Origin of the sequence: Burkholderia sp. BCC0397, from assembly GCF_902832865.1 — a bacterium.
Lineage (GTDB): Bacteria > Pseudomonadota > Gammaproteobacteria > Burkholderiales > Burkholderiaceae > Burkholderia.
Window position 1 is genome coordinate 246,631 of the sequence record NZ_CADFDL010000001.1, and the last position, 25,314, is coordinate 271,944.

Below are 25,314 nucleotides of genomic sequence, written 5' to 3' on the forward strand. Positions count from 1 at the left end.
CGCAATCAGGAGAGACAGATGGCCATCAACAAGCTTCACGACGAATTCCACACGCTGGACATGCAGCGCGACTGGCGGCTGCCGGAGGGCTATGACCCGGCGTCCGGCGCGCAGGAGCTGATCCTGTCCGGCGCGCTCGACACCGAGCGCAAGCGCGGCAGCCGCACACGCCTGCTGCGCCTGCCGGCCGGGCTGCACACGAAGAAGCCGTTCGTGCACGACTACTGGGAAGAGGTGTTTCTGGTCGAAGGCGACCTGACCGTCGGCAACGACGAGCACGGCAACGGCGGCACGCCGTTCAACGGCTACACGTACGCGGTGCGTCCGCCCGGCGCGTGGCACGGTCCGTTCAAGTCGAACGGCGGCTGCGTGCTGCTGGAAATCCACTATTACGATCCGGCGTGAATTCGGCCGGTCAATGACAGACAGCGGGCCCGTGGCATCGCGCGGCCCGCGACGAGGAGCATTCGATGAAAACCATCACGTTCGCGATCGACGGTCGCGACGGCCGCACCGAGCGCGCGATCGCGATCGACACGCTCGTGATCGCGGGCTGGACCGGCCGCGATACGGTCGCCATGGAAAAGCATATCCGCGAGCTGGAAGCACTCGGCGTGAAGCGCCCGGCGACCACGCCGGTGTTCTACCGCGTCGCGGCCGATCGCCTCGACCCGTCGCCGGCGATCCAGGTCTCGGGCGGGCAGAGCAGCGGCGAAGCGGAATTCGTGCTGGTGCGCGACGGCGGCGAGACCTTCGTCGGCATCGCGTCCGATCACACCGACCGCGAGGTCGAGACGTACGGCATCACCGTGTCGAAGCAGATGTGCGGCAAGCCGTGCGCGAACACGCTGTGGAAGCTCGACGACGTGGCCGGTCACTGGGATCGACTGGTGTTGCGCGCGTACGCGACCATCGACGGCGAGCGCGTGCTGTATCAGGAAGGCAACGTGACCGCGATGCGTACGCCGGACGATCTGCTCGCGCAGTTCGCGCGCCATGACGGCCGCTTCGAGGACGGCACCGCGATGCTGTGCGGCACGCTCGCGGCGATCGGCGGCATCCGGCCGGCCGAGCGGTTCGAGGTTGAGCTGGAAGACCCGGTGCTGGGCCGCACGATCCGGCATGCGTATGCGGTGGACACGCTGCCCGTCGCCGGCTGACGCCATCGACGCGTGCGCACTCAGGCGCGGCAGATCGCGATGATCTCCGCGCTGCTCGCCTCGTCGAACGGTGCATGCTCCCAGTCGCCGCACCAGTCGGCCGACGCAAAACCGGCTGTCGTCACGCGCGCCTGCAATTCGGGGTGCGCGATGAAACGCAGCCGGCTCGTATTCGTCAGCACCGTATCGTCGCGACGGAAGCGGTAGTGCGTGTCGAACGTCACGATCGCGCCGTCGATCGCACGCACCGCGTGATGGAGATCGACGATGCCGAGTTCGTGCGATTCGACGCGGCGTGCCGATTGCGCGGGCGTCCATGCTCGCCATGGTTCGGTGCGCGGGTTACGGGTGTCGAACAGGAAGCGGCCGCCGTCGGCGAGCACGCGTCGCACGCCGCGCAGCGTCGCGTCGATGTCGTCGTCGGTCAGCAGGCACTGGAACGCGTGCCCGGTCATCACGACCGCATCGAACGGCGCGCCGGGCGGCAGGCCGTCGAGCGCGCCGGCGAACCAGCGCACGGCGTCGGCGCCCCGCTGGCGTCGCGCGTAATCGATCATCGCCGGTGCGGGATCGATCGCGACGACGTCATGCCCGGCCGCCGCGAGCCGTCGTGCGAACGTGCCGGTGCCGCAGCCGAGATCGAGAGTGCGTTGCCGTCCGGCGCCGATCGCGGCGGCGTAGAACGCGAAGTCCCGATCGCCGGCGTTGAACAAGTCGTACACCGCGACGAGGCGCGGGTCGGTGTAGAGCAGGTCCGCACCGGCGTGTGTCATGCGGTCGCGCGCATCAGCGCTGCTGCACGGCCACGCGCAACCCGAGCGCGATGAAGATCGAGCCGATGATCTTGCCCTGCCAGCGCGTGAGCCACGTGAGCCGCTTCACGATGCGGCCGAGCGGGCGGATCGAGCACGCGAGCAGCGTCGTGTAGAGCGAACTGAGCACGACGAAGATCAGCCCGAGCACTGCGAACTGCACGAACGTCGAGCCGCGTTCCGGATGCACGAACTGCGGCATGAACGCGAGAAAGAACAGCGCGGTTTTCGGATTCAGCACTTCGGCGGGAATCGCCTGCAGGTATGCGTTGAGCGGCGTGACGGGCGACACCTGCGGCAGCGACGGGTCGGCAGCTTTCTTCAGCAGCGCGCGCACGCCGAGATAGATCAGGTACGCGGCGCCGGCCAGCTTCACGACGTTGAACGCGAGCGCTGACGTCATCAGCAGCGCGGACAGCCCGACGGCCGCGAACAGCGTATGCACGAAGTCGCCGCTCGCGACGCCGAGGCCGGTCAGGATGCCGGTCTTGCGCCCGCCCTGCACGGTGCGGCTCAGCACGAGCAGCACGGCGGGGCCGGGAATCAGGAACAGGCCCAGAACGACGGCCGTGAAGGTGGTCAGGGTGGTCAGGTCGAACATGGCGGCTCCGGCAGGTGGCGCAGCGGCAGGGGATCGGCGCATTGTATTCGGTTCGGCGCGCGGCCGCAGACGCCTTCCCGAACGGCACGGCTGCGCCGGCGCCTTTCTGGTATAAGCACGACAGGACGCGCGACACCGGCGTCCGTCCTTTTCCACAGCCCGTCGTTCCATGCGCGACCTTCCACCGATCACCGATCCCGCCGCGGACGCCGACGTCTATCACGTGCCGCGTCCGCTCGTCGTGTTCGGCGGCTCGGTCGTCGAGCCCGAATGGCGGCTGGAGCGGCACAGCCATCGCCAGGCGCAACTGCTCTACACACTGAGCGGCGTCGTCTATTGCGAGATCGACGGCGGCGTGTGGAGCGCGCCGCCGCAATGCACGGTCTGGATTCCGGGCGATGTCCCGCATGCGGCGCGCGGCTCGGCCGGCGCGACCTTCTACGCGGTACTGGTCGAACCCGACGCGGCGCTCGACCTGCCCACGCGCTGCTGCACGCTGGCCATGTCGCCGCTGCTGCGCGAGTTGCTGCTGAAGGCGGCCAGCTTCCCGAACCTGTACGACGTCGACGGGCCGCAAGGGCGGCTGGTGGCGACGCTGCTCGACGAACTCGTCGCGGCGCCGGTCGAGGATCTGTACCTGCCGATGCCGACCGACCGCCGGCTGCGCAAGCTGATCGACCATCTGCTCGACGATCCGGCCGACAAGTCGTCGCTGCCCGAACTCGCGCGGCGCGCGGGTATCAGCGAGCGCAGCCTCACGCGCCTCGCGACGAAGGAACTCGGGATGAGCCTCGGCGACTGGCGCCGGCGGCTGCACGTCGCGCTGTCGCTGCGGATGCTGACGACCGGCCGCCGCGTGCACCAGATCGCGATCGATCTCGGCTACGAGAGCGCGAGCAGCTTCGTCACAATGTTCCGCAAGGCGACCGGCAAGCCGCCGACGCAATTCCTGACCGACCGGCAACGCTGAACGGCCGGACTGCGTCCGCGCACGTTTGGCCGGATTGAAAAAGCAGTTGGCCGGGATGAGAAATGACGCATGAGGGGCCGATCCATAAAATGAGAATCGTTCTCATCTGGAGGCCGACATGCAAATCGTCACGACTGAATTCCCGTTTGTCTGGCTGCGTTACAGCGGCTCGACCCACACCGATCCCGCCCGGCTGATTGCCGAACTCGATGCGCTGCTGGCGCGCCGCGAACGCTTCGTTCTTCTGACCGACGATGCGCCGTCCGGCGACGATCGCGCCGACAACGATCACGAGATGCGCAAGCAGCTCGCGAAGTGGAGCAAGGCCAACCGCGCGCTGTCGCGCGAATGGATCCCCGGGATGATCGCGATCGAGCCCAGTGCGGCGCGGCGCGTGGCGCTCAATGCCTTTTCGAGCGCCTTCGAGAAGGTCTGGGGTTATCCGCTGAACGCGGCGGCGAGCCGCGACGACGCGCTGGCGCTCGCGCAACGGCTGCTCGCCGAACCGGCGCCCGGCGTCGCGGCGGCGAACGCCTGACCCCGCGGCCACGCAGGTCGCGCGGCTTGCGTCGACATCGACACGCACGCACGGTGCGCGAACGCGCGCTGCGGCATATCGCAACCACGCAGAGGTGTCCCGTGGACAATCCGATCCGCGCGATGCGCATCTTCACGCGCATCGTCGAAATGAACAGCTTTACGCGCGCGGCGCAGGCGCTCGGCATTTCGCGCGCCACCGCGACGCGCACCGTGCAGGAGCTCGAAGCGGCGCTCGGCATGCCGCTGCTGGTGCGCACGACGCGCGCGTTGCGGGCGACGCCCGAAGGCGACGCGTATTACCGGCGCTGCGTCAGCATCACCGCGGACGTCGACGAACTCGAGGCGAGCATCCGCGGCGCCGCGCTGCATCCGAGCGGGCCGCTGCGCGTCGAATTGCCGGCGTCGGTGGCGGCGATCGTGTTGCCGGCGCTCGGCGGGTTTCATGCACGGCATCCCGATCTCGACCTGATGCTCGCCGTGGCCGGGCGCGCGGGCGATCGCATCGGCGACGCGATCGACTGCAGCGTCCGACTCGGTGCGCTGCCCGATTCGTCGCTCGTCGCGCGCCGGCTCGGCTCGCTCGAGCGCGTGACGTGCGCGAGCCCCGCGTATCTCGACCGCTTCGGCGTGCCGCGCACGCCCGACGATCTGGGCGCGCATCGCGCGGTAGGCGGGTCGCACGTGTTCGGCCAGCGTCCGGCCGAGCTCGAGTTCGTGGTGGACGACGCGGTGCGCAAGGTACGGCTCGACGGCATCGTCAGCGTGGACGACGAGCAGGCGTATCTCGCCTGCGGCGTGCACGGCCTAGGGCTGATCCAGCCGACGTGCGTCGCCGCGCAGCCGCTGATCGACGCGGGGCGGTTGCGGGAAGTGCTGCCGCGCTGGCAACCCGATGCGCTGGCCGTGTCGGCCGTCTACGTGAAGCGACCGCACGTGTCGCCGGGGGTGCGCGCGTTCGTCGACTGGATCGCCGAGCGTTTCGTGCAGGCCGGGCACGAGCAGACAGGGCTGGCGGCGGCGGGGGCAGTGGGGTGGCGGCCGGCGCTTGGCGCAGTCGCTATCTGCGATCGCTACAACGGGTTGGTAGCGGCGGCCTGACGGGGGTATGCGGACGGAACGTCCTCAAGCGGTTGCGAGGCGGAACGCGCTGGCCATCCGATCCGTATCGAACGATGTAAATATTTTGGCTATGTGATGCGAAATTCGCCAAAATATTTTCCTCGTATGCGGCGGGGCCAGCAGTGCAGCCGCATACGGACGGGCGAAGGCGTGCGCATGCCCGCACCAGTGCGCACCGACACCCGACCCACACGGAGCGTGGAGCGCTGCCTTACACCGCGTTAAACCGCCCCAATTCTTCCGCCAGGAAATCGACGAACGCGCGAATCCGCGTGGACATCTGGTGACGCTGCGCATACACCGCGTAGATGTCGGCGCTCGGCGTTTCATGGTCGGGCAGCACGACGACCAGCCGCCCGTCGGCGAGATAGTCGCGCAGATCCCATTCCGCGCGCATCAGGATCCCGTGCCCGTCGAGCGCCCACTTCACCGCGATCTCGCCGTCGTTCGTCGTCAGGTTGCCGTTGATCCGCACGGCTTCCGTGTGGCGGGCCGCGCCGCGCCCGCTCGTCAGGCGCCACACGCCGTAACCTTCGTCGCCTTGCCGGATGCCGATGCAGTTGTGCCGCGTCAGGTCGTGCGGCGTGCCGGGCGTCCCGTGCCGCGCGAGATACGCGGGCGCCGCGCACAGCAGCCGGCGGTTCGGGGCAAGCCGCCGCGCGACGACGCGCGTGTCGGGCGGTTCGCCGAAGCGAACGCACACGTCGAACGCGTCGTCCGTGAGCGGCGGCGGCATCACCGATAGCTGCAACTGCACCGACACCTCCGGATAGCGTGCGACGAAGCGCGAGATCGCCGGGCCGACGTGGCTGCGCCCGAACCCGAGCGTCGCATTCACGCGCAACAGGCCTTTCGGCCGCTGCTTCGCGCTGCCGAGCAGTTCGCCGAGTTCGTCCATCTGGTCGAGGATCCGCCGCGCGTAGTCGAGATAGACGTCGCCTTCGGGCGTCAGCATCATCCGCCGCGTCGTGCGGTTGACGAGCGTCACGCCCGCGCGCCGCTCCATCTGCGTGAGCCGCTTGCTGACGGCCGCCGCGGTCAGCCCGAGTTCGCGCGCGGCCGCGCTCAGGCTGCCCGACGCGGCCAGCGTCGAGAAGAAGCCGAGATCGGCCGGCTGGACGGTATCCGCCATGACGGGATTCATGAATTAAAGTTAAAGATGCTTTGAGTATAGCCCCGGTTTCCGTACTGCCGGTTCGGTAAAGTGCGTTCACGCTCAGATCAATCGAGGATGTCCGCATGAAGACCTACCGTATCGCAACGATTCCCGGCGACGGCATCGGCAAGGAAGTGGTGCCTGCGGCCAAGCAGGTGCTGGAAGCGCTGGCCCGCGGCAGCGACCGCTTTGCGTTCGCGTTCGAGGATTTCGACTGGGGCGCCGATTACTACCGCCGGCACGGCGCGATGATGCCGGCCGACGGCCTCGACGCGCTGCGCGGCAAGGACGCGATCCTGTTCGGCTCGGCGGGCGACCCCGACGTGCCCGACCACGTGACGCTGTGGGGCCTGCGCCTGAAGATCTGCCAGGGCTTCGACCAGTACGCGAACGTGCGCCCGACGCGCATCCTGCCCGGCATCGACGCGCCGCTGAAACGCTGCGGGCCGGACGACCTGAACTGGGTGATCGTCCGCGAGAACTCGGAAGGCGAATACGCGGGCGTCGGCGGCCGCGTGCACCAGGGCCATCCGATCGAGGCCGCGACCGACGTGTCGATCCTCACGCGCGCCGGCGTCGAACGCATCATGCGCTTCGCGTTCCGGCTCGCGCAGTCGCGACCGCGCAAGCTGCTGACCGTGATCACGAAGAGCAACGCGCAGCGGCACGCGATGGTGATGTGGGACGAGATCGCGAAGCAGGTCGCGCAGGAATTCCCCGACGTCACATGGGACAAGGAACTCGTCGATGCGGCGACCGCGCGCATGGTCAACCGCCCGGCGTCGCTCGACACGATCGTCGCGACCAACCTGCACGCGGACATCCTCAGCGATCTCGCCGCCGCGCTCGCCGGCAGCCTCGGCATCGCGCCGACCGGCAACATCGATCCCGAGCGCCGCTATCCGTCGATGTTCGAGCCGATCCACGGTTCCGCGTTCGACATCATGGGCAAGGGGCTCGCGAATCCGGTCGGCACGTTCTGGTCGGTCGTGATGCTGCTCGAGCATCTCGGCGAGACGGATGCCGCCATGCGCGTGATGCAGGCGATCGAGGCCGTGACGGCCGACCCGTCGCTGCATACGCGCGACCTCGGCGGCAGCGCGACGACCGCGCAGGTGACGGCGGCCGTCTGCGAGCGCGTCGCGAACGCGGCGGTCGCGGCCTGACGGCGGCGAGGCGGTGACGGCCGCGCGCGTGCGCAGCCGGGCACCGCCCGTTCGCTTCACTCAGGCATTTTCTGCCCGCGACTCGCGCATGCGACGCGAGCCGGGCGCCGGCCGGCGCTTAAGGTCCACCGACCGACGGCGCACGGCCCGACCTCGAAGGAGGAGACACATGCAAGCGGATCTGGAAACCCGCGTCGCGCGGAAACTGATGTGGCGCATCATTCCGTTCGTGATGCTGCTTTACTTCGTCAGCTTTCTCGATCGCGTCAACGTCGGCTTCGCCGCGATGACGATGAACAAGGCGATCGGCTTGTCGCCGACCGCGTTCGGGTTCGGCGGCGGCCTGTTCTTCATCGGCTATTTTCTATTCGAAGTGCCAAGCAACCTGATTCTCCACCGCGTCGGCGCGCGCATCTGGATCGCGCGGGTGATGATCACGTGGGGGATCGTGTCGGCCGTGTCCGCGTTCGCGGCCGGGCCGACCAGCTTCTACGTGCTGCGCTTCCTGCTCGGCATGGCCGAAGCGGGTTTCTTCCCCGGCATCATCCTGTACCTGAGCCTGTGGTTTCCCGTGAAGCAGCGCGCGGTGGCCGCCGCGTGGTTCATGGCGGCCGCGCCGATCTCGACCGCGATCGGTTCGCCGCTGTCGGGCGCGATCATGCAGATGCCGCCGCTGTTCGGGCTGGCCGACTGGCAGATGCTGTATATCGTCGAAGCGCTGCCGGCGGTCGTGCTCGGCTTCGTCGTGCTGAAGCGCCTGACCGATGCGCCGTCGCAGGCCGCGTGGCTGCGCGCCGACGAGCGCGACTGGCTGATCGCGAAGCTGAAAGCGGAAGCGGATGCGCGCCACACGCACGCCGGGCACACGGCCGGCGCGTGGCAGGCGCTGCGCGATCCGCGCGTGCTGGCGCTCGCGCTGATCTACTTCGGCACGTCGGCGGGGCTGTACACGCTCGGCCTGTGGGCGCCGTTGATGGTCAAGCAGTTCGGCTTCACCGCGTTGCAGACGGGCTTGCTGACCGGCATCCCGAGTATTGCCGCCGTGGTCGCGATGATCGTGTGGGCGCGGCATTCGGATCGCACCGGCGAGCGCACGTGGCACGTCGTGATTCCGTGCGTGCTCGCGTGCATCGGTTTCGTGTTCGCGGGGCAGGCGAGCACGGCGCTGCTGACCGTGCTCGCGCTGGTCGTCGTCAACATCGGCATCAGTGCCGCGAAGGCGCCGCTGTGGGCGATGCCGAGCGCGTTTCTGTCCGGGGCCGGCGCGGCGGCGGGCATCGCGATGATCAACTCGATCGGCAATCTCGGCGGGTTCGTCGGACCATTCGCGATCGGCTGGCTGAAGCATGTGACGGGCGGGTATGCGGCGGGGCTCTATGTGGTGGCGGGCACGCTCGCGGTGTCGGCGGTCGTCACGCTGATGCTGAGTCGCAAGGGGGCGCGGGAGCCGGTCGTGTCGGGCGTGGGGCAGCATCATTGACGATGCGGCTCTCGTTCCGACAGACGCGCGCGAGTGCTGGCACTTCCAACGCAATCGGGTCGGCATGGTCCGGTCCGACTGCCAGCGGCACTTCGCCCGTTCCAGTGCCGCCATGCATTCGTCGCGGCAATACCTTCGCGATGTCCCATGCACATGCGTTTGCCATCGTTTTCGACATAGCGACGAAACGATTGCTGAACGCTCGCGATACATACCTTTCCCGATACATCTCGGCGATCCGCCCGACGCTCCGTCCATCAATACGTGAACAGCTCGTAGTCGAGGCGGGCGCTCAAAATCCGTTGACCACCGTGCCGGGTAAATTAGTGTTTCCCTAAGGTACGGTCGTGCCGGGCTATCCACCGCTCGATGCCCTCGATGAGGCAGTGCATCGCGAGCGTCGAGGCATACGGGATTGACAGTAACGCGACGAGTGACTCGTGATTTTGAATTATGCGTGTAGTTCCATGGAGACTGGCAACGGGCTGACCCGATCGGGCATCGGACTGACACAATCAATCGCTTGACACCGTCACATGCGCGTTCTTGACTGGAAGCCGCGCGTCGCGAGAATTGCGGTGCGTGACCAATCGTCAGATCATCACCTGGGAGACTAATGATGTTACATCGCTGCTCTCCACGAACCCGAATAGCTGACTCACATCGACTTGCCAACGCAGTTGCCACCGCATTCCTCGCCATCGTCGCAGCACCCGCTCAGGCGCAATTCCCCGCACCGACACCGCATTCTCAACAGGCCTTCGATCCGGCCGCCAGCTTTACCTCCCGATGGACACGGGCGGATGCCCGGCAGATCAAGGCCATCTCTCTTCCCACCGTAGTCGGCGGGAACTCGCTGCCCCCGGCCCTCACCATGCCGAACATCCCCGCGAACTTCCCTGACACCAACGCCAACTTCTGGGTATGGGATACCTGGCCGCTTGCGGACCTGCATGCGGTGCAGCTCAGCTACAAGGGCTGGGACGTGATTTTCGCGCTGACCGCCGACCGCCACGGCGGTTATTCGTTCGATGACCGGCACGTGCATGCGCGCATCGGATTCTTCTATCGCAAGACGGGCATTCCCGCGTCGCAGCGGCCTGCGAACGGCGGATGGATATTCGGCGGCCATCTGTTCCCGGATGGCTCGAGCATCAGGGTCTTCGGCCCCACCGTACCGATCACGCAAAACGCTGAATGGTCCGGCTCGGCCCGGCTCACCAACGGCGTCAACGTGAGTCTCTACTACACGGCGCTGGCGTTCAACAAAACGTCCCCGAACGGCCCGGACATCACCCCGCCAGTCGCGATCATTACGCGCGCGGACGGCCATATTCACGCGGACGCCACGCATGTGTGGTTCGACGGCTTCAACGACCACCAGGCGCTGCTGCAACCCGACGGCGTCCTGTATCAGAATGGCGCACAAAATAATTTCTACAACTTCCGCGACCCGTACGTGTTTCTCGACCCGGCGCATCCGGGCAACACGTACATGGTGTTCGAGGGCAACACCGCCGGCCCGCGTGGGGCGCCCACGTGCACTGCCGACGACCTCGGCTATGTATCCGGCGACCCGTTCGCCGAGACCGTGGCAGCGGTGAATGCTTCCAGTGCGGTACTGCAGAAAGCAAACGTCGGCCTCGCGATCGCGACGAATCCTCAGCTCACTACTTGGAAGTTTCTCCCGCCGATTCTTTCCGCGAACTGCGTGGACGACCAGACCGAGCGGCCGCAGATCTATCTGAGCAACGGCAAGTACTACCTGTTCACGATCACCCACCGTTCGACCTATGCGACTGGTGTCGACGGGCCGGATGGCGTGATGGGTTTCGTCGGCAACGGGATCCGCAGCGATTTCCTACCGATGAACAAGGGCAGCGGCCTGGTGCTCGGCAACCCGACCGACCTCACCCAGCCTGTCGGCTTTCCGTATGCGCTGGACCCGAACCAGAATCCGCGGACATTCCAGTCGTATTCGCACTATGTAATGCCCGGCGGCCTGGTCGAGTCCTTCATCGACGCAATCGGCCCACGTCGTGGCGGCTCGCTGGCGCCGACCGTGAAGATCAACATTGGCCTCACAACCTCGGCAGTCGACCCGACCTATGGCACATCCGGCCTGGGCGGCTACGGCGATATCTCAGCCGACCAGCCGGCTCTCGGCCAGGGCGGCGCGAACAATGGAGGGGGCAACAAACCATAAGCAATCCGGAGTTTTAACAGGCGGATCATTCGGTGATCGGCATGCCCGCGCCGGCGCGGCCGCGGGGATCGCGATGATCAACTCGATCGGCAACCTCGGCGGGTTCGTCGGGCCGTTCGCGATCGGCTGGCTGAAGCATGTGACGGGCGGGTATGCGGCGGGGCTGTATGTGGTGGCCGGCACGCTCGTGGTGTCGGCGGTCGTCACGCTGATACTGAGCCGGAAGGGGGCACGGGAGCAGGTCGTGTCGGGCGTGGAGCATCACTCGTAAGCGCGGGCGGCGCGTGCAGACGCCGCCGCTACGAGGCCGTCGCCGCGATCTGCTGCGCGATGCGCGTCGCACATGCGTCGGGCGTCGCATCGGACGTATCCAGCACCATCTCGCTGAACGCCCGCGCCGCATACCCTTCCCGATACATCTCGGCGATACGCTGCCGTTCCCATTCCGTCAACACGCGCGAGCCGCGATCCGACGCCGCGATCGCCTCGGGCGGCGCGAGCGTGACGACGAACAGCCGCGCATCACGCGCATCGCAGGCCGCGCGCAGCCGTTCGAATTCCGCTTCGCCGATCGGATAGGCGATGACCAGATGGCGTTCGCGTGCGTTCGTGATCTGCGTGACGAGGCGTTCGAGCGCGATCGCCCATTGCACGTCGAACGGCGCGTCTTCGGGCGCATCGTGATCGTCGCCGTCGATGAAGCGCGCGTCGGGCAGCACGCGTGCGAGCGCGAGGCCGATCGTCGTCTTGCCGCTGTTGATCGGGCCGTTCAGGTGGATGACGGTCAGGGTGGTCATGAGTCAAGGCAGAAAATCGGACGATTCGCAGCTTGCCACGACTGGCGCGGCGGTGCAGTGCCGAACGGCGCCGGTTATGGCGATGGATCAGCGCGCGTTTGGTCAGTAAGATGCGTGTCGCACTGGGTGGTCCGGGTGTGGGAATTCGTACGGGTGTCGTTCAAAGCGGGTGTGCCGAAAGTGAAGTGCGCCGTATTGTCCTTATTGTGAATCTGCGTAGATGACGAATATTCCGCAAGCGTTAGAAGATGCGTTGTCAGCGTCACTGTCGGCAATTACGTCTGACGGGGAGCTTTCGGCTGCTGCGCGAAGGGAGTTACTTCGGTTGATCGGGGCGTTGTCGTCTGCTGAGCATGCCGATGCCGGATACTTGCGCCGCGCGCGGCTGGCGATGCTGTGTGCCGAAGAGGCGATCGATCGGCTGAATCCGTACGCGAGCGTGCTGACGGCAGCACGGACCATTTTGGCGAATGGCGCTGACGCGCTGGCCGGAAAATATGACCTGGTCTGTCTGGAAAGAGACAACGCCGCGTACCACACCCGGGTCATCGATCTGTTTGGACATGGCGAAGCGGCGTTTGTCCCGGTTTATGCCGGCATGACCGTTTTCGCGGCGATCAATACGATCTTGTACGACACGAATTTCGATGTGGTCGGCGAAAACGAAAAAAGCGTGCGTCCGGACGATTGGGATGCTGGCTATTACGGGGCGCTGGCGTTTTCGGGCAGTGCAGTGTGGGAGGAGAAGGGAGGTGACGCAAGTCGCCGATTGTATTGGCGATGGTATCTGGAGAGCGCGGTGCCTCGGGCGTGGGATGTTCTCGCGCCGTTGCTGGTCAAACGGGTGCAGGCGAACCCGGCGCATAGCACCTGACCGGTGATCAAGTCGGCCGCTCACGGGCGTGTCGGAAATCGACAGGCCCGCGAGCGGAGTCAAGCGATTTACTTGTCGTCGCCCTTGATCTGCGGCAGAGCCGACGTCTCACCCGGCGTCAGCAGCCCGACTTGCGAATACACGCGCAGCTTGTCGCGCGTATCGGTGATGTCGAGGTTGCGCATCGTCAGCTGGCCGATCCGGTCGCGCGGCGAGAACGTCGACGCCACCTTCTCCATCGACAGGCGTTCCGGCTGATACGTGAGGTTCGGCGACTTCGTGCTCAGGATCGAGTAGTCGTTGCCGCGGCGCAGTTCGATCTTCACTTCGCCGGTGATCGCGCGGGCGACCCAGCGTTGCGCGGTTTCGCGCAGCATGATCGCCTGCGGGTCGAACCAGCGGCCCTGGTACAGCAGGCGGCCGAGGCGGCGACCGTTCTCGCGGTACTGCTCGATCGTGTCTTCGTTGTGGATGCCGGTGACGAGACGCTCGTACGCGATGTACAGCAGCGCGAGGCCCGGGGCTTCGTAGATGCCGCGGCTCTTCGCCTCGATGATGCGGTTCTCGATCTGGTCGCTCATGCCGAGGCCGTGGCGGCCGCCGATGCGGTTCGCTTCCAGCAGCAGCTCGACCCGATCCTTGAACTCGACGCCGTTCAGCGCGACCGGCTGGCCGGCTTCGAAGCGCACCGTCACTTCTTCGGCGGCGATCTTCACGTCGTCGCGCCAGAACGCGACGCCCATGATCGGGTTCACGATCTTGATGCCGCTTTCGAGGCTTTCCAGATCCTTCGCCTCGTGCGTCGCGCCGAGCAGGTTGGAGTCGGTCGAATACGCCTTCTCGGCCGACATCTTGTAGGCGAAACCGGCCTGGTTCATGAATTCGGACATTTCGGCGCGGCCGCCGAGCTCGTCGATGAACGTCTGGTCGAGCCACGGCTTGTAGATCTTCAGATCCGGGTTCACAAGCAGGCCGTAGCGGTAGAAGCGCTCGATGTCGTTGCCCTTGTACGTGCTGCCGTCGCCCCAGATGTTGACGCCGTCTTCCTTCATCGCGGCGACGAGCATCGTGCCCGTCACGGCGCGGCCGATCGGCGTCGTGTTGAAGTACGTGACGCCGGCGGTCGTGATGTGGAACGCGCCGCTTTGCAGCGCCGCGATGCCTTCGGCGACGAGCTGCGCGCGGCAGTCGATCAGGCGGGCGCCGGCTGCGCCGTATTCGATCGCGCGTTTCGGGATCGCGTCGTAATCGTCTTCGTCGGGCTGGCCGAGGTTCGCCGTGTATGCGTACGGGACGGCGCCCTTCAGTTTCATCCAGTGCAGCGCGGCGCTGGTGTCCAGGCCGCCGGAGAAGGCGATACCGACCTTCTGGCCGGTCGGGAGGCTTTCGAGAATCGTGCTCATAGGAATTACCGTGGATTGAAGCCGGTGGGATCGTATTTCGCGGAATATGCGAGTATCGGCTGTCCGGGAAGTTGGGGCAAGGGTTGATTTTGGTGCGGAACCGTCGTCGCGCCTGTCGCGGCGGGCCTGACGGGCGGTTAACCGGGTGGAGAACGCCGTGCCGGACGACGTTGTATCTCCGCCGAAACACGCGCGGACGAGGCGGGCGCCGGCCGGATTTCCGGGGCCGGATCGACCATCAACCCGGGTCGCAGTTGCCAGCGTGTCGCCTCGCCGCGCAGAAAGGTATATGAAAGGCTGGCGCGCGAAACCGGAACCTCAGATATTCCACGACCGCGCGGTATCGAGCAGCCGCTCGCGCAACTGGTCGACTTCGCCGGCCAGCTTGGCCGTGATCGACACGTAGCCGGACAACTGCGGCGGCGGTGCATCGTGCGGCGGGTCGGCCGGCCGGCGGCGCGGCGCGAGCCGGCTCGGCGTGCCGAACTTGAGCGCGCGGCTCGCGCCGACCAGCGTGTCGCGGATGCGCCGGTTCATGCCCTTCATCTCGACGCGCATGTATTCGCGGGCCGCCACGTCGTCGGAGGCCGGCAGCGCACTCGACAGGATCTCCAGATAACCGATGCACAGGCGCAGGCTGCGCTGGATCGCCTCGAGCTGCGTCATCGACGTCTCGCATTCCTTCGATACCGACGGCATCAGCGAGCGCAACTGCACGAGCAGCGTGCTCAGCGCGGCCATTTCCTTCAGGTGCGCGTCGTCGGTGACCTGACGGTCGCCCGCGAGCCGCGCATGCACGGCCGCGCACGCGCGCAGCGCGTCGGCGAGCTTGTAGCGCCACGAATAGGTCGCGTAGAGCGGCAGCGCGAACGAGAACGCCAGCGCGATCGCGATGCCGACCAGCACGTTCACCGCGCGCCACAGGCCGTCGACGATCTCGTTGTCGCCGTGCCCGGCGACGATCACCATCGTGATCGCCGACAGCAGCGCGATGTAGCCGGCCTTGCCGATCGCGTGATACGCGCAGACGCCGCACCCGACGGCCATCAGCAGGTAGATCGCGAACGGCGCGTTCAGGAACGAGTAGAGGAGGATCAGTCCGAGCCCAGCCAGTGCGCCGATCGACGTGCCGAGCGCGCGCTCGGCCGCCTTCTTGCGGATGTTGCCGTGGTGCTGCAACCCGCCGACGACGATCAGCACGGTGATCGTCGACCATTCGCCATGCGGCACGTTCAGCCCCGTGGACAGCGCGATCGACACGAGAATCGCGAGCGCGACGCGCGCCGCGTGGATCAGCTTCGCGTGCCGGTAGCGGCGGTACGGGTCGAGCAGCGGGCGAAGCGCGTGGCGCACGAGCGGCGGCAGTCGGGTCGGGAGCGAGGCGGTCATGGCGGAGCTGAGGGTGGCCGGAACGCGCACGGCGGCCCGCGCGGGCCGGCGCCGCGCCGCATGCGCAGCAGACGTAACGCTAGCCGAACGCGCGCGGGCTGTCCACGGCGGCGCCGACGGGCCGGGCGGCAGGCGGCCGCATCAGATCACGCGGCACGTCGCATCACGTCGCATCCCGTCGCGTCACGCGTCGGCCGCGCTCGACTGCGCGTCCAGCACGCAGTTGCGGCCGCCGGACTTCGCGCGGTACAGCGCTTCGTCGGCGCGCCGCAGCAGCATCGCGGCGTTCATCCGGCCGTCGGCGGCGGTGGCCGTGCCGATACTGGCCGTGACGCGCCCGTACGGGCTTTTCACGTGTTCGATGTCGAGCCCCGCGATCGCGCGCCGGATGCCTTCGGCGACGGTCGCCGCGCCCGGCGCGTCGGTGTCGGGCAGCGTGACGACGAATTCCTCGCCGCCGTAGCGCGCGACGTGATCGCTGTCGCGGCGCAGGCAGCGCGTCAGCGATTGCGCGACCTGGCGCAGCACGTCGTCGCCGGCAGGGTGGCCGTAGTAGTCGTTGAATGCCTTGAAGTGATCGACGTCGACGAACAGCACGGACAGCGGGCGGCCGCTGCGCGACGCGCGCTGGGCCTCCTTCGCGAGCACCGCGTCGAACGTGCCGCGGTTGTCGAGGCCCGTCAGCGAATCGGTGTGCGCGAGCCGGTACAGCTTCGATTCGGCGTCCTGCCGGCGCTTCAGCTCGCGCGACAGCGCGAGCGAGCCCCACGCGATGAACGCCGTGAACAGGCCCATCAGCACGACGGTCCAGATCGCGCGGTGGTGCCACGGCGCGTAGATGTCGATCTCGGCGGGCGCGACGTCGACGATCAGCGGCAGCCCGGCGAGATGCTTGTAAACATAGATGCGCCGCACGCCGTCGATGGCGCCGACACCGGTCAGCTCGCCGTTACGGCTGCGCTGCGCGTCGATGAACAGCGGCGAGTCGTGCAGGTCGAGGCCGACCACCCGCGTGTCGTACGGCAGGCGCGACACGAGCGTGCCGTTGTCCTCGACGACAGCCGCGCTGCCGTGCCGGCCGACCGCGAGGCCGTCGAGCAGCGCGCGGAAGTAGTCGATGCTGAGCGTGCCGACGACGATACCGCCGAACGTGCCGTCGGGCCGGTTGATCCGGCGGCTCAGCGCGATCGTCAGCGCGCCGCCGCGCAGCCGCGACGCGTACGGCCGGCTGATGTAGAGGCCGGGGACGAGCCGGTCGCGATGCACGGCGAAATAGTCGCGGTCGGCGAAATTGCCTTGCCGCGCAGGCGACGCGCTCGAATCGATCGCGATATTGCCGTGCGCATCCATCACGAAAATCGAGCCGAGATAGGCGCCGGTCGCCGCGCGATCGAACAGCAGCCGGTGGCGCTGGCGCGGCGGCAATGTCATTAGCTCCGGATCGGCGATGCCGTCGACGACGTTTTGCAGCGACAAATCGTAGAGTTCGATATTGCGCGCGATATCGCGTTCGATCAGCAGCATCAGGTTGCGCGCATTTTCGACCGCATGGGCATACGCGTCGCGCCGTGCCTCGATTAATAGCGACGTGGAAAGTCCCCAACTGAACATCAGCAGGACGATGCCCGCCACGAGTACGCCGCGGGGCGACAGAATGCGTGCCACGATCGACGCGGTATGGCGGCGTAGCGTGGCGGGCAGCGGGAATGACTTCATCCTCGGGGGGAGCGGGTGGCGGCTACTCGCGTCATGGGCGGTTCCGCGCGCTGATTATTTCGAATTAAGCGTCATTATCCCGCGAATTCCCGAATTTCGCGTGCGCATGCAAAACATGCATGCGGAGACGGCGATTCGAAACGGTTACGCATCATTACCGCATGGCGCGCTGGCGATTTGATTTGAATCAATTGGCAGTGTCGGTCTTTTTGTCTGATTAATGGCGCAATGATCGGTTGATTTTGCGTATTGGCGCGGTATTTGGCGGATCGGGACAGGATTGCGTGCAGGCCGGCTGAAATGAAAACCGAATGACCCGGCCGTAATCGTGGTTTTTGCGACGGCGTGCGGCAGGGGCCGCGGCTGGCGCGGCCAACCCGTTGATTCTGCGAAATCTCCGGCGTGGCGGCGGGCGGGGCGACCTTGGCTGCCCCCCTGTCGAATCAGGTAGAATCCGCGCTTCGCCGCAGGCGCCCGCCGCGCAACGCGTATCGGGGCCGCATCGAATGCATCGCAGGACGCGCACCGCGCTCCGATTCCGCATGCGCCGGCTACGGATGCCGGCCCGCTCAACGTTCGTCTCGTTTTATGTCCGCCATTCCGAATTCCGACCCACCCGGTTCGCCCGCGAACCCACCCAAGCTTCATCGCGCGCTGAAGGCGCGCCACCTGACGATGATCGCCATCGGCGGCTCGATCGGCACGGGCCTGTTCGTCGCGTCCGGCGCATCGATCTCGCAGGCCGGCCCCGGCGGCGCGATGGTCGCGTACATGCTGATCGGCCTGATGGTCTACTTCCTGATGACGAGCCTCGGCGAGATGGCCGCATTCATGCCGGTGTCGGGCTCGTTCGCGACCTACGGCGCGAAATACGTGGACGAAGGCTTCGGCTTCGCGCTCGGCTGGAACTACTGGTACAACTGGGCGGTGACGATCGCGGTGGAGCTCGTCGCCGCGCAGCTCGTGATGCATTACTGGTTTCCGAACGTGCCGGGCGTGTGGTGGAGCGCGGCGTTCCTCGCCGTGATGTTCCTGCTCAACGCGCTCACCGTGCGCGGTTTCGGCGAAGCCGAATACTGGTTCGCGCTGATCAAGGTCGTCACCGTGGTCGCGTTCATCGGCGTCGGGCTGCTGATGATCTTCGGCATTCTGAAGGGCGCGCCCTCCAACGGCTGGGGCAACCTGACGATCGGCGACGCGCCGTTCGCGGGCGGCCTGCCGGCGCTGATGGGCGTCGCGATGATCGCGGGCTTCTCGTTTCAGGGCACCGAGCTGATCGGCGTCGCGGCCGGCGAATCGGAAAACCCGCGCACGACGATTCCGCGCGCGGTGCGCCAGGTGTTCTGGCGCATTCTGCTGTTCTACGTGTTCGCGATCTTCGTGATCGGCGTGCTGATTCCGTATACCGACCCGAACCTGCTGAAGACAGACGTGACCGACATCGGCGTGAGCCCGTTTACGCTGGTGTTCCGCCACGCGGGCCTGGCCTTCGCGGCCGGCGTGATGAACGCGGTGATCCTGACGGCCGTGCTGTCGGCCGGCAATTCGGGCATGTACGCGTCGACGCGGATGCTCTACAACCTCGCCACCGAAGGCCGCGCGCCGAAGGTGTTCGCGAAGCTGTCGCCGGGCGGCGTGCCGCGCAATGCGCTGTATGCGACCACCGCCGTCGGCGCGCTGTGCTTCTTCACGTCGCTGTACGGCGACAAGACCGTGTACCTGTGGCTGCTGAATACGTCGGGGATGACGGGTTTCATCGCGTGGCTCGGCATCGCGGTCAGCCACTACCGGTTCCGCAAGGGTTACGTGAAGCAGGGTTATTCGCTCGACCAGTTGCCGTATCAGTCGAAGTGGTTCCCGTTCGGCCCGCTGTTCGCGTTCTTGCTGTGCCTCGTGATCGCGCTCGGCCAGGATTACCAGGCGTTCCTCGCGAACCGGATCGACTGGGCCGGCGTGGTCGCGACCTATGTCGGCATTCCGCTGTTCGTCGTCGTGTGGCTCGGCTTCCGGTTCCTGAAGAAGAGCCGGTTCGTGCGCTACGAGGACATGGAGATCGCACCGTGGATCGCCGCGAGCCGCGGCGCGCAGCGGCAGCCGGTGGCGAACCGCGAAACCGTGGGCTGACGCCGGCGCGGCTGGCGGCCGCACGACGGTCGACGAAACGGGAAGCCGCGCGCTTCCCGTTTTTTTTGCCCGGCTTTTGCCTGCACGGGGTCAAAGCCGGTTATATTGCCCGACCCTACCGGGCCACGGCCCGGCCGGCGCGACAGGCGCAGCGCGGATCGGCATCCGGCGCGCGCGGCGCGCGGCGGCCGGCGAGATGCCCGGCGTTTTCATCGTTCCATCCGGGCCGGCACGGCCCGCGGAGCGCGCAACCCAGAGGAATTCATGAGCGCATCACCCGCCGAGCGGAAGGCCGGACCCGTTTCCATCGTGCGAATCGAAGCCGCGATCAACGCGTGGCGCGAAGTGTATCCGCCGGCGCCGGACGGCGAGGACGGCTACGCGCTCGACGCCGGCAGCAACTGCCTCGCCGAGCTGTACGGCACGATGATCTGCTATCAGTTGCCCGACGTGCCGCTCGACACGCTGAGTAACGAGCAGCGCGACGCGCTGTACGCGACCGAGGTGTGATGCGCGGTCGCGACGCCGCCGCGACGCGGCGCTGAAACGACGGGAAGCTCGCGGGCTTCCCGTTTTGCTTTGGGCGGCGCACGTCGCGGTCGGCACCGCCTGCGGTATCGTGACGACATCATCCGGCCGGGGTTGGGCGCCGGATCGCTCGCCGGGAGGCATCGAACATGGAGTTGAGACACCTCCGCTACTTCGTCGCAGTAGCCGAAGAGCGGAATTTCACGCGGGCGGCGGAACGGCTGCATATCGCGCAACCGCCGCTGAGCCGGCAGATCCAGCAGCTCGAGGACGCGCTCGGCGTGCCGCTGTTCGAGCGCACCGCGCGGCCGCTGAAGCTGACCGATGCAGGGCGCTTCTTCTATTCGCACGCGGTGCAGTTGCTCGCGCAGACGACCGAACTCGAATCGATGACGAAGCGGGTCGGCAAGATCGAGCGCAGCATGTCGGTCGGTTTCGTCGGCTCGACGCTGTACGGCATGCTGCCGAAGATCATCCGGCGCTTTCGCAGCGAATATCCGGCCGTCGAGCTGAGCCTGCACGAGATGTCGACGATGGACCAGATCAAGGCGCTGAAGGAAGGGCGCATCGACGTCGGGTTCGGGCGCATCCGCCACGAGGATCCGAGCGTGCGGCGCGTCGTGCTGCGCGAGGAGCGGATGATCGTCGCGCTGCCGGTCGGCCACGTGCTCGACAGCGCGAAGCCCGTGCTGTCGCTGCACGATCTCGTGAACGACACGCTGATCATCTTTCCGAAGGCGCCGCGCCCGAGCTACGCGGACCAGGTGCTCGCGGCCTTCCACGATCGCGCGCTGCAACCGCGCAGGATCTACGAGACGCGCGAACTGCAGATCGCGCTCGGCCTCGTCGCGATGGGCGAGGGCGTGTCGGTCGTGCCGCATAGCGTGTACGGGCTGAAGCGCGACGACATCAGCTACAAGCCGCTCGACGATCCGAACCTCGTGTCGCCGATCATCATGAGCATGCGTGCGCTCGACGAATCGGAGGACATCCGCGCGATGCAGGCGCTGATCTACCGGCTGTACGACGAAGCGCAGATGGAGTATCTGCCGCCGCAGCCCGAATGAGCGCGCGGGCGGTAGGGGCTTGCTTGACGCTGTGCGCGCCGGCAGGCCACCATGCGCGGATTCGATGCGGCCGCCGACGGGCGGCCGCTTTCATGCAGACGACCGACCCATGACCGATATCCTGACCGACGAGACCACCGTCGAGACGCCGCAAGGGCGTCTCTTTGCGAAACGCTGGCGTGCGGGGCCGGCGCGGCACGCGGCAGCGCCTGGGCCGGCCGCGCCGATCGTGCTGCTGCACGATTCGCTCGGCTGCGTCGACCTGTGGCGCGACTTCCCCGCGCAGCTCGCACGCGCGACGCAACGCGACGTGATCGCCTACGACCGCCTCGGGTTCGGCCGTTCGGATCGCCATCCGGGCACGCTCGGCACGACGTTCGTGCGCGACGAGGCCGATCATGCGTTTGCCGCGGTACTGGAACAGCTCGGCGTCGATGCGTTCGTCGCGTTCGGGCACAGCGTCGGCGGCGGGATGGCGGTCGGCTGTGCGGCCGCGTATCCGACGCGTTGCCGCGCGCTCGTGACGGTCGCCGCGCAGGCGTTCGTCGAGGATCGCACGCTGGCCGGCATTCGCGACGCGGGGCGGCAGTTCGACGAGCCGGGGCAGCTCGACCGGCTCGCGCGCTATCACGGCGACAAGGCCGAATGGGTGCTGCGCGCGTGGGTCGACACGTGGCTGTCGCCGGCGTTCCGCGACTGGAATCTCGACGACGACCTGCCGCACGTGCAGTGCGCGACGCTCGCGATTCACGGCGAGGACGACGAATACGGGTCGGACGTGCATCCGAAGCGGATCGCCGCGCGCGTCGCGGGGCCGTCGTCGTTCCTGTTGCTCGCCCGCTGCGGACACATGCCGCACCGCGAGCGAACCGACGACGTGCTGGCCGCCGTCGCGACGTTGCTGCGCGACGCGGGCCCCTGAGCGCTCGCCATCGCCAGCGGGCGCATGCCCGCCGGCCGTCAGAACGAAAGCTGGATCGCGAGATCGATCGCCAGCAGCGCGATCGAGCAGCCGATGCCGAGAATCACGTTCGGCAACCGGTGCTCGAAATCGCGATGATCCTTGCGCATCGCGGCGCCGAGCAGGAAGATCGCCTCGACGACGATCTGCAGTCCGACGAACAGCAGCATCAGCAGATACTCGTAGCCCATCTGCTTGAACGCGACGAATTGCATCCCGTGATCGCGGATCCACTGGCCGACGCGCAGCAGTTCGTAGACGAACAGCAACGCAGGGAACAGGTAACTGATGATGTAGGTCGGCGCGGTGGCGTGCCGTAGTTCGAGGTGGAAGTGCTGATGCGTGGTGGTCATCACAACCCTCCTTGCAACGCATGATTGCGGTCGCGACGGCGGCGCGATCGCGTGCAAACGACGGGATTGCCCGATGCACTGTGCGCAGCCGTACGACATCAGCATACTGCTGCGCGGGAAATTTGGCATGCGAAGTGTGCGAGCGTCGTAAAAATGCCGATGCGGGGCGCGAAAGCGATACGTCAGCCTTTGGCTTCCGCGCCTTCGATGAACAGCTTCGCGACCGATTGAAACTCCCGTTTCAACGACAGCCCCGGCACGGTCAGCCAGCGCAGCATCGCCGCGAGATACAGGTGATGGAACCAGGTTGCGAGCTGATCGGCCCGCAGCGTGCGGTTCAGTTCGCCGGCCTGCTGCCCGGCGGCGATCAGTTGCTGCCACACCAATGCGATATCGCTGCCGTTCTCTCCCGCACGCTCCGGTTCGGCTGCGCCGATGCTCAGGAAGCGGTGCCGCAGGTACGCGAGCAGGTACGCCGGATGGTGTTCGCACCACGCGGCCGACGCGTCGAGCACGCAGCCGATGCGCGACGCAAAGGTCTTGCGCCGCGCGACGTCCTGCTGCAAATGCGCGAGATCGCGCGCGAGTTCGCCTTCGAGCCAGTGCGCGAGCACCGCTTCCTTCGTCGGAAAGTGGTTGTACAGCGTGCGCTTCGCGACATCGGCCTCGGCGGCGATCTGCTCCATCGTGACGGCATCGTAGCCGTGCGCATCGAACAGGCGCGCGCCGGTCGCGGCAAGATGCGCGAGCATCTGGATGCGTTTGCGCGCGCGGCGGCCCGGATCGTCGGTCGAAATCGTCATGGCAGGGGATTGACTGAAAGTGTACGGATTGCATTAGTATACGACGTGCACTTTTTGAATCCAACCTTTTCCGCCGTGCACGAGGAGCCCCGCATGAAACTTGTCATCGCCACCTACGGCACCGAAGGCGACACGCGTCCGCTCGCGGCGCTGGGCCGCGCGCTGCTGGATGCCGGCCACGACGTCCGGCTGCTCGCCGATGCGGCGACGCTCGGCTCGGCCGCCGCGCTCGGCGTGCCGTCGGCGCCGCTGTCCGGCGATATCCGTCGCGCGATTGCGCCGGACGGCGCGTTGGCCGATGCGGTGAGTGGGCGCGGCGGTTTCAACGACACATCGAAGGCGCTCGCGGCGATCGCGAATGCGAACACGGCCGCGTGGATGCGCGAAGTCGCGGACGCGTCGGCCGGGTGCGACGCGTTCCTCGTGTCGGGGCTCGCGTCGTTCGTCGGGTTGTCGGTTGCCGAGTATCGCGGCATACCGGCGATCGGCACGGGCATGATCCCGATCACGCCGACCGCCGAATTCGCATCGCCGTTCCTGCCGCCGGGAAAGTTGCCGCGCTGGCTGAATCGCGCGAGCCATCGGCTCGTGAATGCGCTGCTGTGGCAGGCGTTCAGGAAGTCGACGAATGCCGCGCGCGCCAGCGTATGCGGATTGCCGCCGCGCAAGCGCGTGTGGACCGATCATCCGATGCTGTATGGCGTGTCGCCGACGCTGCTGTCCGGCCCGGCCGACTGGCCGGCGAACGTGCACGCATGCGGCCAGTGGCGGATCGATGCGCGTGCCTGGACGCCGCCGCCCGAACTGTTGGCGTTTCTCGATGCGGGCGAACCGCCCGTGTACATCGGTTTCGGCAGCATGGCCGGCTTCGATCGCGCGGCGATGGCCGCGGCGTTGACGCAGGCGCTGGCCGGGCGGCGCGGGCTGTTCTATCCGGGCTGGAGCGGCATCGATGCGTCGCTGCTGCCGGCGCACGTTCGCGTGATCGGCGACACGCCGCACGACTGGCTGTTCCCGCGCGTCGCGATGGCGATTCATCACGGCGGATCGGGCACCACGCATTCGGCCGCGCGGGCCGGCATTCCGTCGGTGGTCGTGCCGTTCGCGGGCGATCAGTTCTTCTGGGCGAACCGGCTGCAACGACTCGGTGTCGCGGATGCGCCGGTGCCGGGACGGCGCGTGGAGGCTGCCGCGCTCGCGCGGGCCATCGCGTTTGCCGAACGGGGAGACACGAAGGCGCGTGCGACCGAACTCAGTGCGCACATCGCGCAAGAAGAAGGCTTGAAGCGGGCCGTCAGTGCGATCGAACGATGGGGACAACCGCGCGCGAAGTGAGCGCGCGCAGCGGCATCAGAAATGCCCGGTGAACCGGTAGCGGCTGCCCGGGTGCCACAGATTGGCGACCGAGGCGACCACTCCCTGCGACCACGTGCGCCGATGCAGCAGCAGGCACGGCTCGCGATCGTCCATCGTCAGGTGGCGGCGCGTGTCGGCGTCGGGCATCGCGGCCTCGATCCGGTATTCGACGCGCTGCAGCGGCGCGACGCGCGTCAGGTACTGGTTCGGCGTCGTCGTCGTGAAGTCCTGTAACGCGTATTCGGGCGCGCAGGCAGGATTGACCCAGCGTTCCTCGAGTTGCACGGGCGTGTCGTTCTCGAAGTGCAGCACGCGCGAATGGAAGATCGGGCTGCCGGTGTCGAGCTGCAGTTCGTCGGCGAGCTTCGCATCGGCGACGGCCGCGCCGACCAGCAGAACCTGCGCGCGATAGCCGTGGCCGCGCGCGGCGACTTCGTCGGAGATGCTGCGGATCGCGACGAGCGTCGATTCGTATTTCGGCGACGCGACATAGGTGCCGGAGCCGCGCGTGCGCGTGAGCACCTGTTCGGCCGTCAGCTCGCGCAGCGCGCGGTTGACGGTCATCCGCGCGACGTTGAATTCGCGCGCGAGCTCGTTCTCCGACGGCACCTGGTCGCCTTCCGCCCATTCGCCGGCATGAATGCGCGCGAGGATGAAGTCCTTGATTTCCTGATAGATCGGTGTGGTCATGGGATCACGATTTCAGAGTCGGCAGCGGGCCGCCGCCGAATGC

The 25,314-nt window shown here is 67.0% G+C and carries 25 protein-coding genes and 1 pseudogene; 16 read left to right on the top strand and 10 right to left on the bottom strand.

Features of this window, described 5'->3' with window-relative positions; translation table 11 throughout:
* The first annotated feature begins 18 nt into the window (after positions 1-18).
* Complete coding sequence (locus HWX03_RS01170) at positions 19-405, top strand: cupin (protein WP_089453518.1); 387 nt, start codon at positions 19-21, stop codon at positions 403-405.
* Positions 406-470: 65 nt separating this feature from the next.
* The gene (locus HWX03_RS01175) at positions 471-1,160 is read left to right on the top strand and encodes a DUF2848 domain-containing protein (RefSeq protein WP_175869957.1); all 690 of its coding nucleotides are present in this window, start codon (positions 471-473) and stop codon (positions 1,158-1,160) included.
* A gap of 20 nt (positions 1,161-1,180) precedes the next feature.
* Here HWX03_RS01175 and HWX03_RS01180 read toward each other — a convergent pair whose 3' ends face one another.
* Together HWX03_RS01180 and HWX03_RS01185 are read right to left on the bottom strand one after the other, a co-directional pair.
* The gene (locus HWX03_RS01180) at positions 1,181-1,933 is read right to left on the bottom strand and encodes a class I SAM-dependent methyltransferase (RefSeq protein ID WP_175869958.1); all 753 of its coding nucleotides are present in this window, start codon (positions 1,931-1,933) and stop codon (positions 1,181-1,183) included.
* Between the two features lie 13 nt (positions 1,934-1,946).
* Positions 1,947-2,573: a LysE family translocator gene (locus HWX03_RS01185; RefSeq protein WP_175869959.1), complete on the bottom strand. Its 627-nt coding sequence runs from the start codon at positions 2,571-2,573 to the stop codon at positions 1,947-1,949.
* Positions 2,574-2,742: 169 nt separating this feature from the next.
* Here HWX03_RS01185 and HWX03_RS01190 point away from each other — a divergent pair, with 169 nt between their 5' ends.
* The 3 genes from HWX03_RS01190 (at position 2,743) to HWX03_RS01200 (ending at position 5,181) form a co-directional block, all read left to right on the top strand.
* Positions 2,743-3,543 (top strand): helix-turn-helix transcriptional regulator, encoded by an 801-nt coding sequence (locus HWX03_RS01190; protein ID WP_174434140.1) that lies wholly within the window; start codon positions 2,743-2,745, stop codon positions 3,541-3,543.
* 118 nt (positions 3,544-3,661) lie between these two features.
* Positions 3,662-4,081: an ATP--cob(I)alamin adenosyltransferase gene (locus HWX03_RS01195; RefSeq protein ID WP_175869960.1), complete on the top strand. Its 420-nt coding sequence runs from the start codon at positions 3,662-3,664 to the stop codon at positions 4,079-4,081.
* Positions 4,082-4,182: 101 nt separating this feature from the next.
* Complete coding sequence (locus HWX03_RS01200) at positions 4,183-5,181, top strand: LysR family transcriptional regulator (RefSeq protein ID WP_175869961.1); 999 nt, start codon at positions 4,183-4,185, stop codon at positions 5,179-5,181.
* 232 nt (positions 5,182-5,413) lie between these two features.
* Here the strand turns inward: HWX03_RS01200 and HWX03_RS01205 are convergent, their stop codons facing one another.
* Complete coding sequence (locus HWX03_RS01205) at positions 5,414-6,334, bottom strand: LysR substrate-binding domain-containing protein (RefSeq protein ID WP_175869962.1); 921 nt, start codon at positions 6,332-6,334, stop codon at positions 5,414-5,416.
* Positions 6,335-6,441: 107 nt separating this feature from the next.
* On the opposite strand from HWX03_RS01205, the gene HWX03_RS01210 reads away from it, so the two are divergent.
* The 4 genes and pseudogenes from HWX03_RS01210 to HWX03_RS01225 form a co-directional block, all read left to right on the top strand.
* Positions 6,442-7,524, top strand: a complete 1,083-nt coding sequence (locus HWX03_RS01210; RefSeq protein WP_175869963.1) for a tartrate dehydrogenase — start codon at positions 6,442-6,444, stop codon at positions 7,522-7,524.
* 169 nt (positions 7,525-7,693) lie between these two features.
* Complete coding sequence (locus tag HWX03_RS01215; RefSeq protein ID WP_175869964.1) at positions 7,694-9,004, top strand: MFS transporter; 1,311 nt, start codon at positions 7,694-7,696, stop codon at positions 9,002-9,004.
* A gap of 616 nt (positions 9,005-9,620) precedes the next feature.
* On the top strand, positions 9,621-11,210 hold the full coding sequence (locus HWX03_RS01220; RefSeq protein ID WP_174434132.1) for a glycoside hydrolase family 68 protein: 1,590 nt from the start codon (positions 9,621-9,623) through the stop codon (positions 11,208-11,210).
* Positions 11,211-11,259: 49 nt separating this feature from the next.
* Positions 11,260-11,481 (top strand): annotated as a pseudogene (locus HWX03_RS01225) (MFS transporter); the annotation flags it as partial.
* 28 nt (positions 11,482-11,509) lie between these two features.
* Here the strand turns inward: HWX03_RS01225 and HWX03_RS01230 are convergent.
* A complete protein-coding gene (locus HWX03_RS01230; protein ID WP_175869965.1) occupies positions 11,510-12,007 on the bottom strand; it encodes a shikimate kinase in 498 nt (165 codons plus the stop codon).
* Between the two features lie 220 nt (positions 12,008-12,227).
* Here HWX03_RS01230 and HWX03_RS01235 point away from each other — a divergent pair, with 220 nt between their 5' ends.
* Positions 12,228-12,881, top strand: coding sequence for an Imm5 family immunity protein (locus tag HWX03_RS01235; protein ID WP_175869966.1), 654 nt, complete (start codon positions 12,228-12,230; stop codon positions 12,879-12,881).
* A gap of 68 nt (positions 12,882-12,949) precedes the next feature.
* On the opposite strand, the gene argG is transcribed toward HWX03_RS01235, so the two are convergent.
* The 3 genes from argG to HWX03_RS01250 all read right to left on the bottom strand — a co-directional run bounded on the left by argG (position 12,950) and on the right by HWX03_RS01250 (position 17,389).
* Complete coding sequence (gene argG, locus HWX03_RS01240; protein WP_175869967.1) at positions 12,950-14,284, bottom strand: argininosuccinate synthase; 1,335 nt, start codon at positions 14,282-14,284, stop codon at positions 12,950-12,952.
* Between the two features lie 318 nt (positions 14,285-14,602).
* Positions 14,603-15,673: an FUSC family protein gene (locus HWX03_RS01245; RefSeq protein ID WP_175819037.1), complete on the bottom strand. Its 1,071-nt coding sequence runs from the start codon at positions 15,671-15,673 to the stop codon at positions 14,603-14,605.
* A gap of 183 nt (positions 15,674-15,856) precedes the next feature.
* Positions 15,857-17,389 (bottom strand): sensor domain-containing diguanylate cyclase, encoded by a 1,533-nt coding sequence (locus HWX03_RS01250; RefSeq protein WP_175869968.1) that lies wholly within the window; start codon positions 17,387-17,389, stop codon positions 15,857-15,859.
* Between HWX03_RS01250 and HWX03_RS01255 the strand changes: the two genes are divergently transcribed.
* From HWX03_RS01255 to HWX03_RS01275, 5 genes are all read left to right on the top strand, one after another.
* Positions 17,328-17,570, top strand: a complete 243-nt coding sequence (locus HWX03_RS01255) for a hypothetical protein (RefSeq protein ID WP_175869782.1) — start codon at positions 17,328-17,330, stop codon at positions 17,568-17,570. The genes HWX03_RS01250 and HWX03_RS01255 overlap by 62 nt on opposite strands.
* Positions 17,571-17,977: 407 nt before the next feature.
* Complete coding sequence (locus HWX03_RS01260) at positions 17,978-19,513, top strand: amino acid permease (RefSeq protein WP_175869969.1); 1,536 nt, start codon at positions 17,978-17,980, stop codon at positions 19,511-19,513.
* A 264-nt stretch (positions 19,514-19,777) separates the two neighbouring features.
* The gene (locus HWX03_RS01265) at positions 19,778-20,023 is read left to right on the top strand and encodes a DUF3717 domain-containing protein (RefSeq protein ID WP_047901546.1); all 246 of its coding nucleotides are present in this window, start codon (positions 19,778-19,780) and stop codon (positions 20,021-20,023) included.
* 167 nt (positions 20,024-20,190) lie between these two features.
* Positions 20,191-21,108: a LysR family transcriptional regulator gene (locus tag HWX03_RS01270; RefSeq protein WP_175869970.1), complete on the top strand. Its 918-nt coding sequence runs from the start codon at positions 20,191-20,193 to the stop codon at positions 21,106-21,108.
* Positions 21,109-21,217: 109 nt separating this feature from the next.
* Positions 21,218-22,030 (top strand): alpha/beta hydrolase, encoded by an 813-nt coding sequence (locus HWX03_RS01275; RefSeq protein WP_175869971.1) that lies wholly within the window; start codon positions 21,218-21,220, stop codon positions 22,028-22,030.
* Between the two features lie 38 nt (positions 22,031-22,068).
* Here HWX03_RS01275 and HWX03_RS01280 read toward each other — a convergent pair whose 3' ends face one another.
* Both HWX03_RS01280 and HWX03_RS01285 read right to left on the bottom strand, forming a co-directional pair.
* A complete protein-coding gene (locus tag HWX03_RS01280) occupies positions 22,069-22,422 on the bottom strand; it encodes a hypothetical protein (RefSeq protein ID WP_175869972.1) in 354 nt (117 codons plus the stop codon).
* 182 nt (positions 22,423-22,604) lie between these two features.
* Complete coding sequence (locus HWX03_RS01285) at positions 22,605-23,225, bottom strand: TetR/AcrR family transcriptional regulator (RefSeq protein WP_175869973.1); 621 nt, start codon at positions 23,223-23,225, stop codon at positions 22,605-22,607.
* Between the two features lie 93 nt (positions 23,226-23,318).
* Between HWX03_RS01285 and HWX03_RS01290 the strand changes: the two genes are divergently transcribed.
* A complete protein-coding gene (locus HWX03_RS01290) occupies positions 23,319-24,560 on the top strand; it encodes a glycosyltransferase (RefSeq protein ID WP_175869974.1) in 1,242 nt (413 codons plus the stop codon).
* A gap of 15 nt (positions 24,561-24,575) precedes the next feature.
* Here the strand turns inward: HWX03_RS01290 and hutC are convergent, their stop codons facing one another.
* Positions 24,576-25,271 (bottom strand): histidine utilization repressor, encoded by a 696-nt coding sequence (gene hutC, locus HWX03_RS01295; RefSeq protein WP_175869975.1) that lies wholly within the window; start codon positions 25,269-25,271, stop codon positions 24,576-24,578.
* Positions 25,272-25,314 lie beyond the last annotated feature (43 nt).

Coding starts and splice junctions, on each gene's coding strand:
- HWX03_RS01170 (WP_089453518.1), top strand. CDS start 19: ATGGCCATCAACAAGCTTCACGACGAATTCCACACGCTGGACATGCAG.
- HWX03_RS01175 (WP_175869957.1), top strand. CDS start 471: ATGAAAACCATCACGTTCGCGATCGACGGTCGCGACGGCCGCACCGAG.
- HWX03_RS01180 (WP_175869958.1), bottom strand. CDS start 1,933: ATGACACACGCCGGTGCGGACCTGCTCTACACCGACCCGCGCCTCGTC.
- HWX03_RS01185 (WP_175869959.1), bottom strand. CDS start 2,573: ATGTTCGACCTGACCACCCTGACCACCTTCACGGCCGTCGTTCTGGGC.
- HWX03_RS01190 (WP_174434140.1), top strand. CDS start 2,743: ATGCGCGACCTTCCACCGATCACCGATCCCGCCGCGGACGCCGACGTC.
- HWX03_RS01195 (WP_175869960.1), top strand. CDS start 3,662: ATGCAAATCGTCACGACTGAATTCCCGTTTGTCTGGCTGCGTTACAGC.
- HWX03_RS01205 (WP_175869962.1), bottom strand. CDS start 6,334: ATGGCGGATACCGTCCAGCCGGCCGATCTCGGCTTCTTCTCGACGCTG.
- HWX03_RS01210 (WP_175869963.1), top strand. CDS start 6,442: ATGAAGACCTACCGTATCGCAACGATTCCCGGCGACGGCATCGGCAAG.
- HWX03_RS01215 (WP_175869964.1), top strand. CDS start 7,694: ATGCAAGCGGATCTGGAAACCCGCGTCGCGCGGAAACTGATGTGGCGC.
- HWX03_RS01220 (WP_174434132.1), top strand. CDS start 9,621: ATGATGTTACATCGCTGCTCTCCACGAACCCGAATAGCTGACTCACAT.
- HWX03_RS01230 (WP_175869965.1), bottom strand. CDS start 12,007: ATGACCACCCTGACCGTCATCCACCTGAACGGCCCGATCAACAGCGGC.
- HWX03_RS01235 (WP_175869966.1), top strand. CDS start 12,228: ATGACGAATATTCCGCAAGCGTTAGAAGATGCGTTGTCAGCGTCACTG.
- argG (WP_175869967.1), bottom strand. CDS start 14,284: ATGAGCACGATTCTCGAAAGCCTCCCGACCGGCCAGAAGGTCGGTATC.
- HWX03_RS01245 (WP_175819037.1), bottom strand. CDS start 15,673: ATGACCGCCTCGCTCCCGACCCGACTGCCGCCGCTCGTGCGCCACGCG.
- HWX03_RS01255 (WP_175869782.1), top strand. CDS start 17,328: ATGCGTGCCACGATCGACGCGGTATGGCGGCGTAGCGTGGCGGGCAGC.
- HWX03_RS01250 (WP_175869968.1), bottom strand. CDS start 17,389: ATGAAGTCATTCCCGCTGCCCGCCACGCTACGCCGCCATACCGCGTCG.
- HWX03_RS01260 (WP_175869969.1), top strand. CDS start 17,978: ATGTCCGCCATTCCGAATTCCGACCCACCCGGTTCGCCCGCGAACCCA.
- HWX03_RS01265 (WP_047901546.1), top strand. CDS start 19,778: ATGAGCGCATCACCCGCCGAGCGGAAGGCCGGACCCGTTTCCATCGTG.
- HWX03_RS01270 (WP_175869970.1), top strand. CDS start 20,191: ATGGAGTTGAGACACCTCCGCTACTTCGTCGCAGTAGCCGAAGAGCGG.
- HWX03_RS01275 (WP_175869971.1), top strand. CDS start 21,218: ATGACCGATATCCTGACCGACGAGACCACCGTCGAGACGCCGCAAGGG.
- HWX03_RS01280 (WP_175869972.1), bottom strand. CDS start 22,422: ATGACCACCACGCATCAGCACTTCCACCTCGAACTACGGCACGCCACC.
- HWX03_RS01285 (WP_175869973.1), bottom strand. CDS start 23,225: ATGACGATTTCGACCGACGATCCGGGCCGCCGCGCGCGCAAACGCATC.
- HWX03_RS01290 (WP_175869974.1), top strand. CDS start 23,319: ATGAAACTTGTCATCGCCACCTACGGCACCGAAGGCGACACGCGTCCG.
- hutC (WP_175869975.1), bottom strand. CDS start 25,271: ATGACCACACCGATCTATCAGGAAATCAAGGACTTCATCCTCGCGCGC.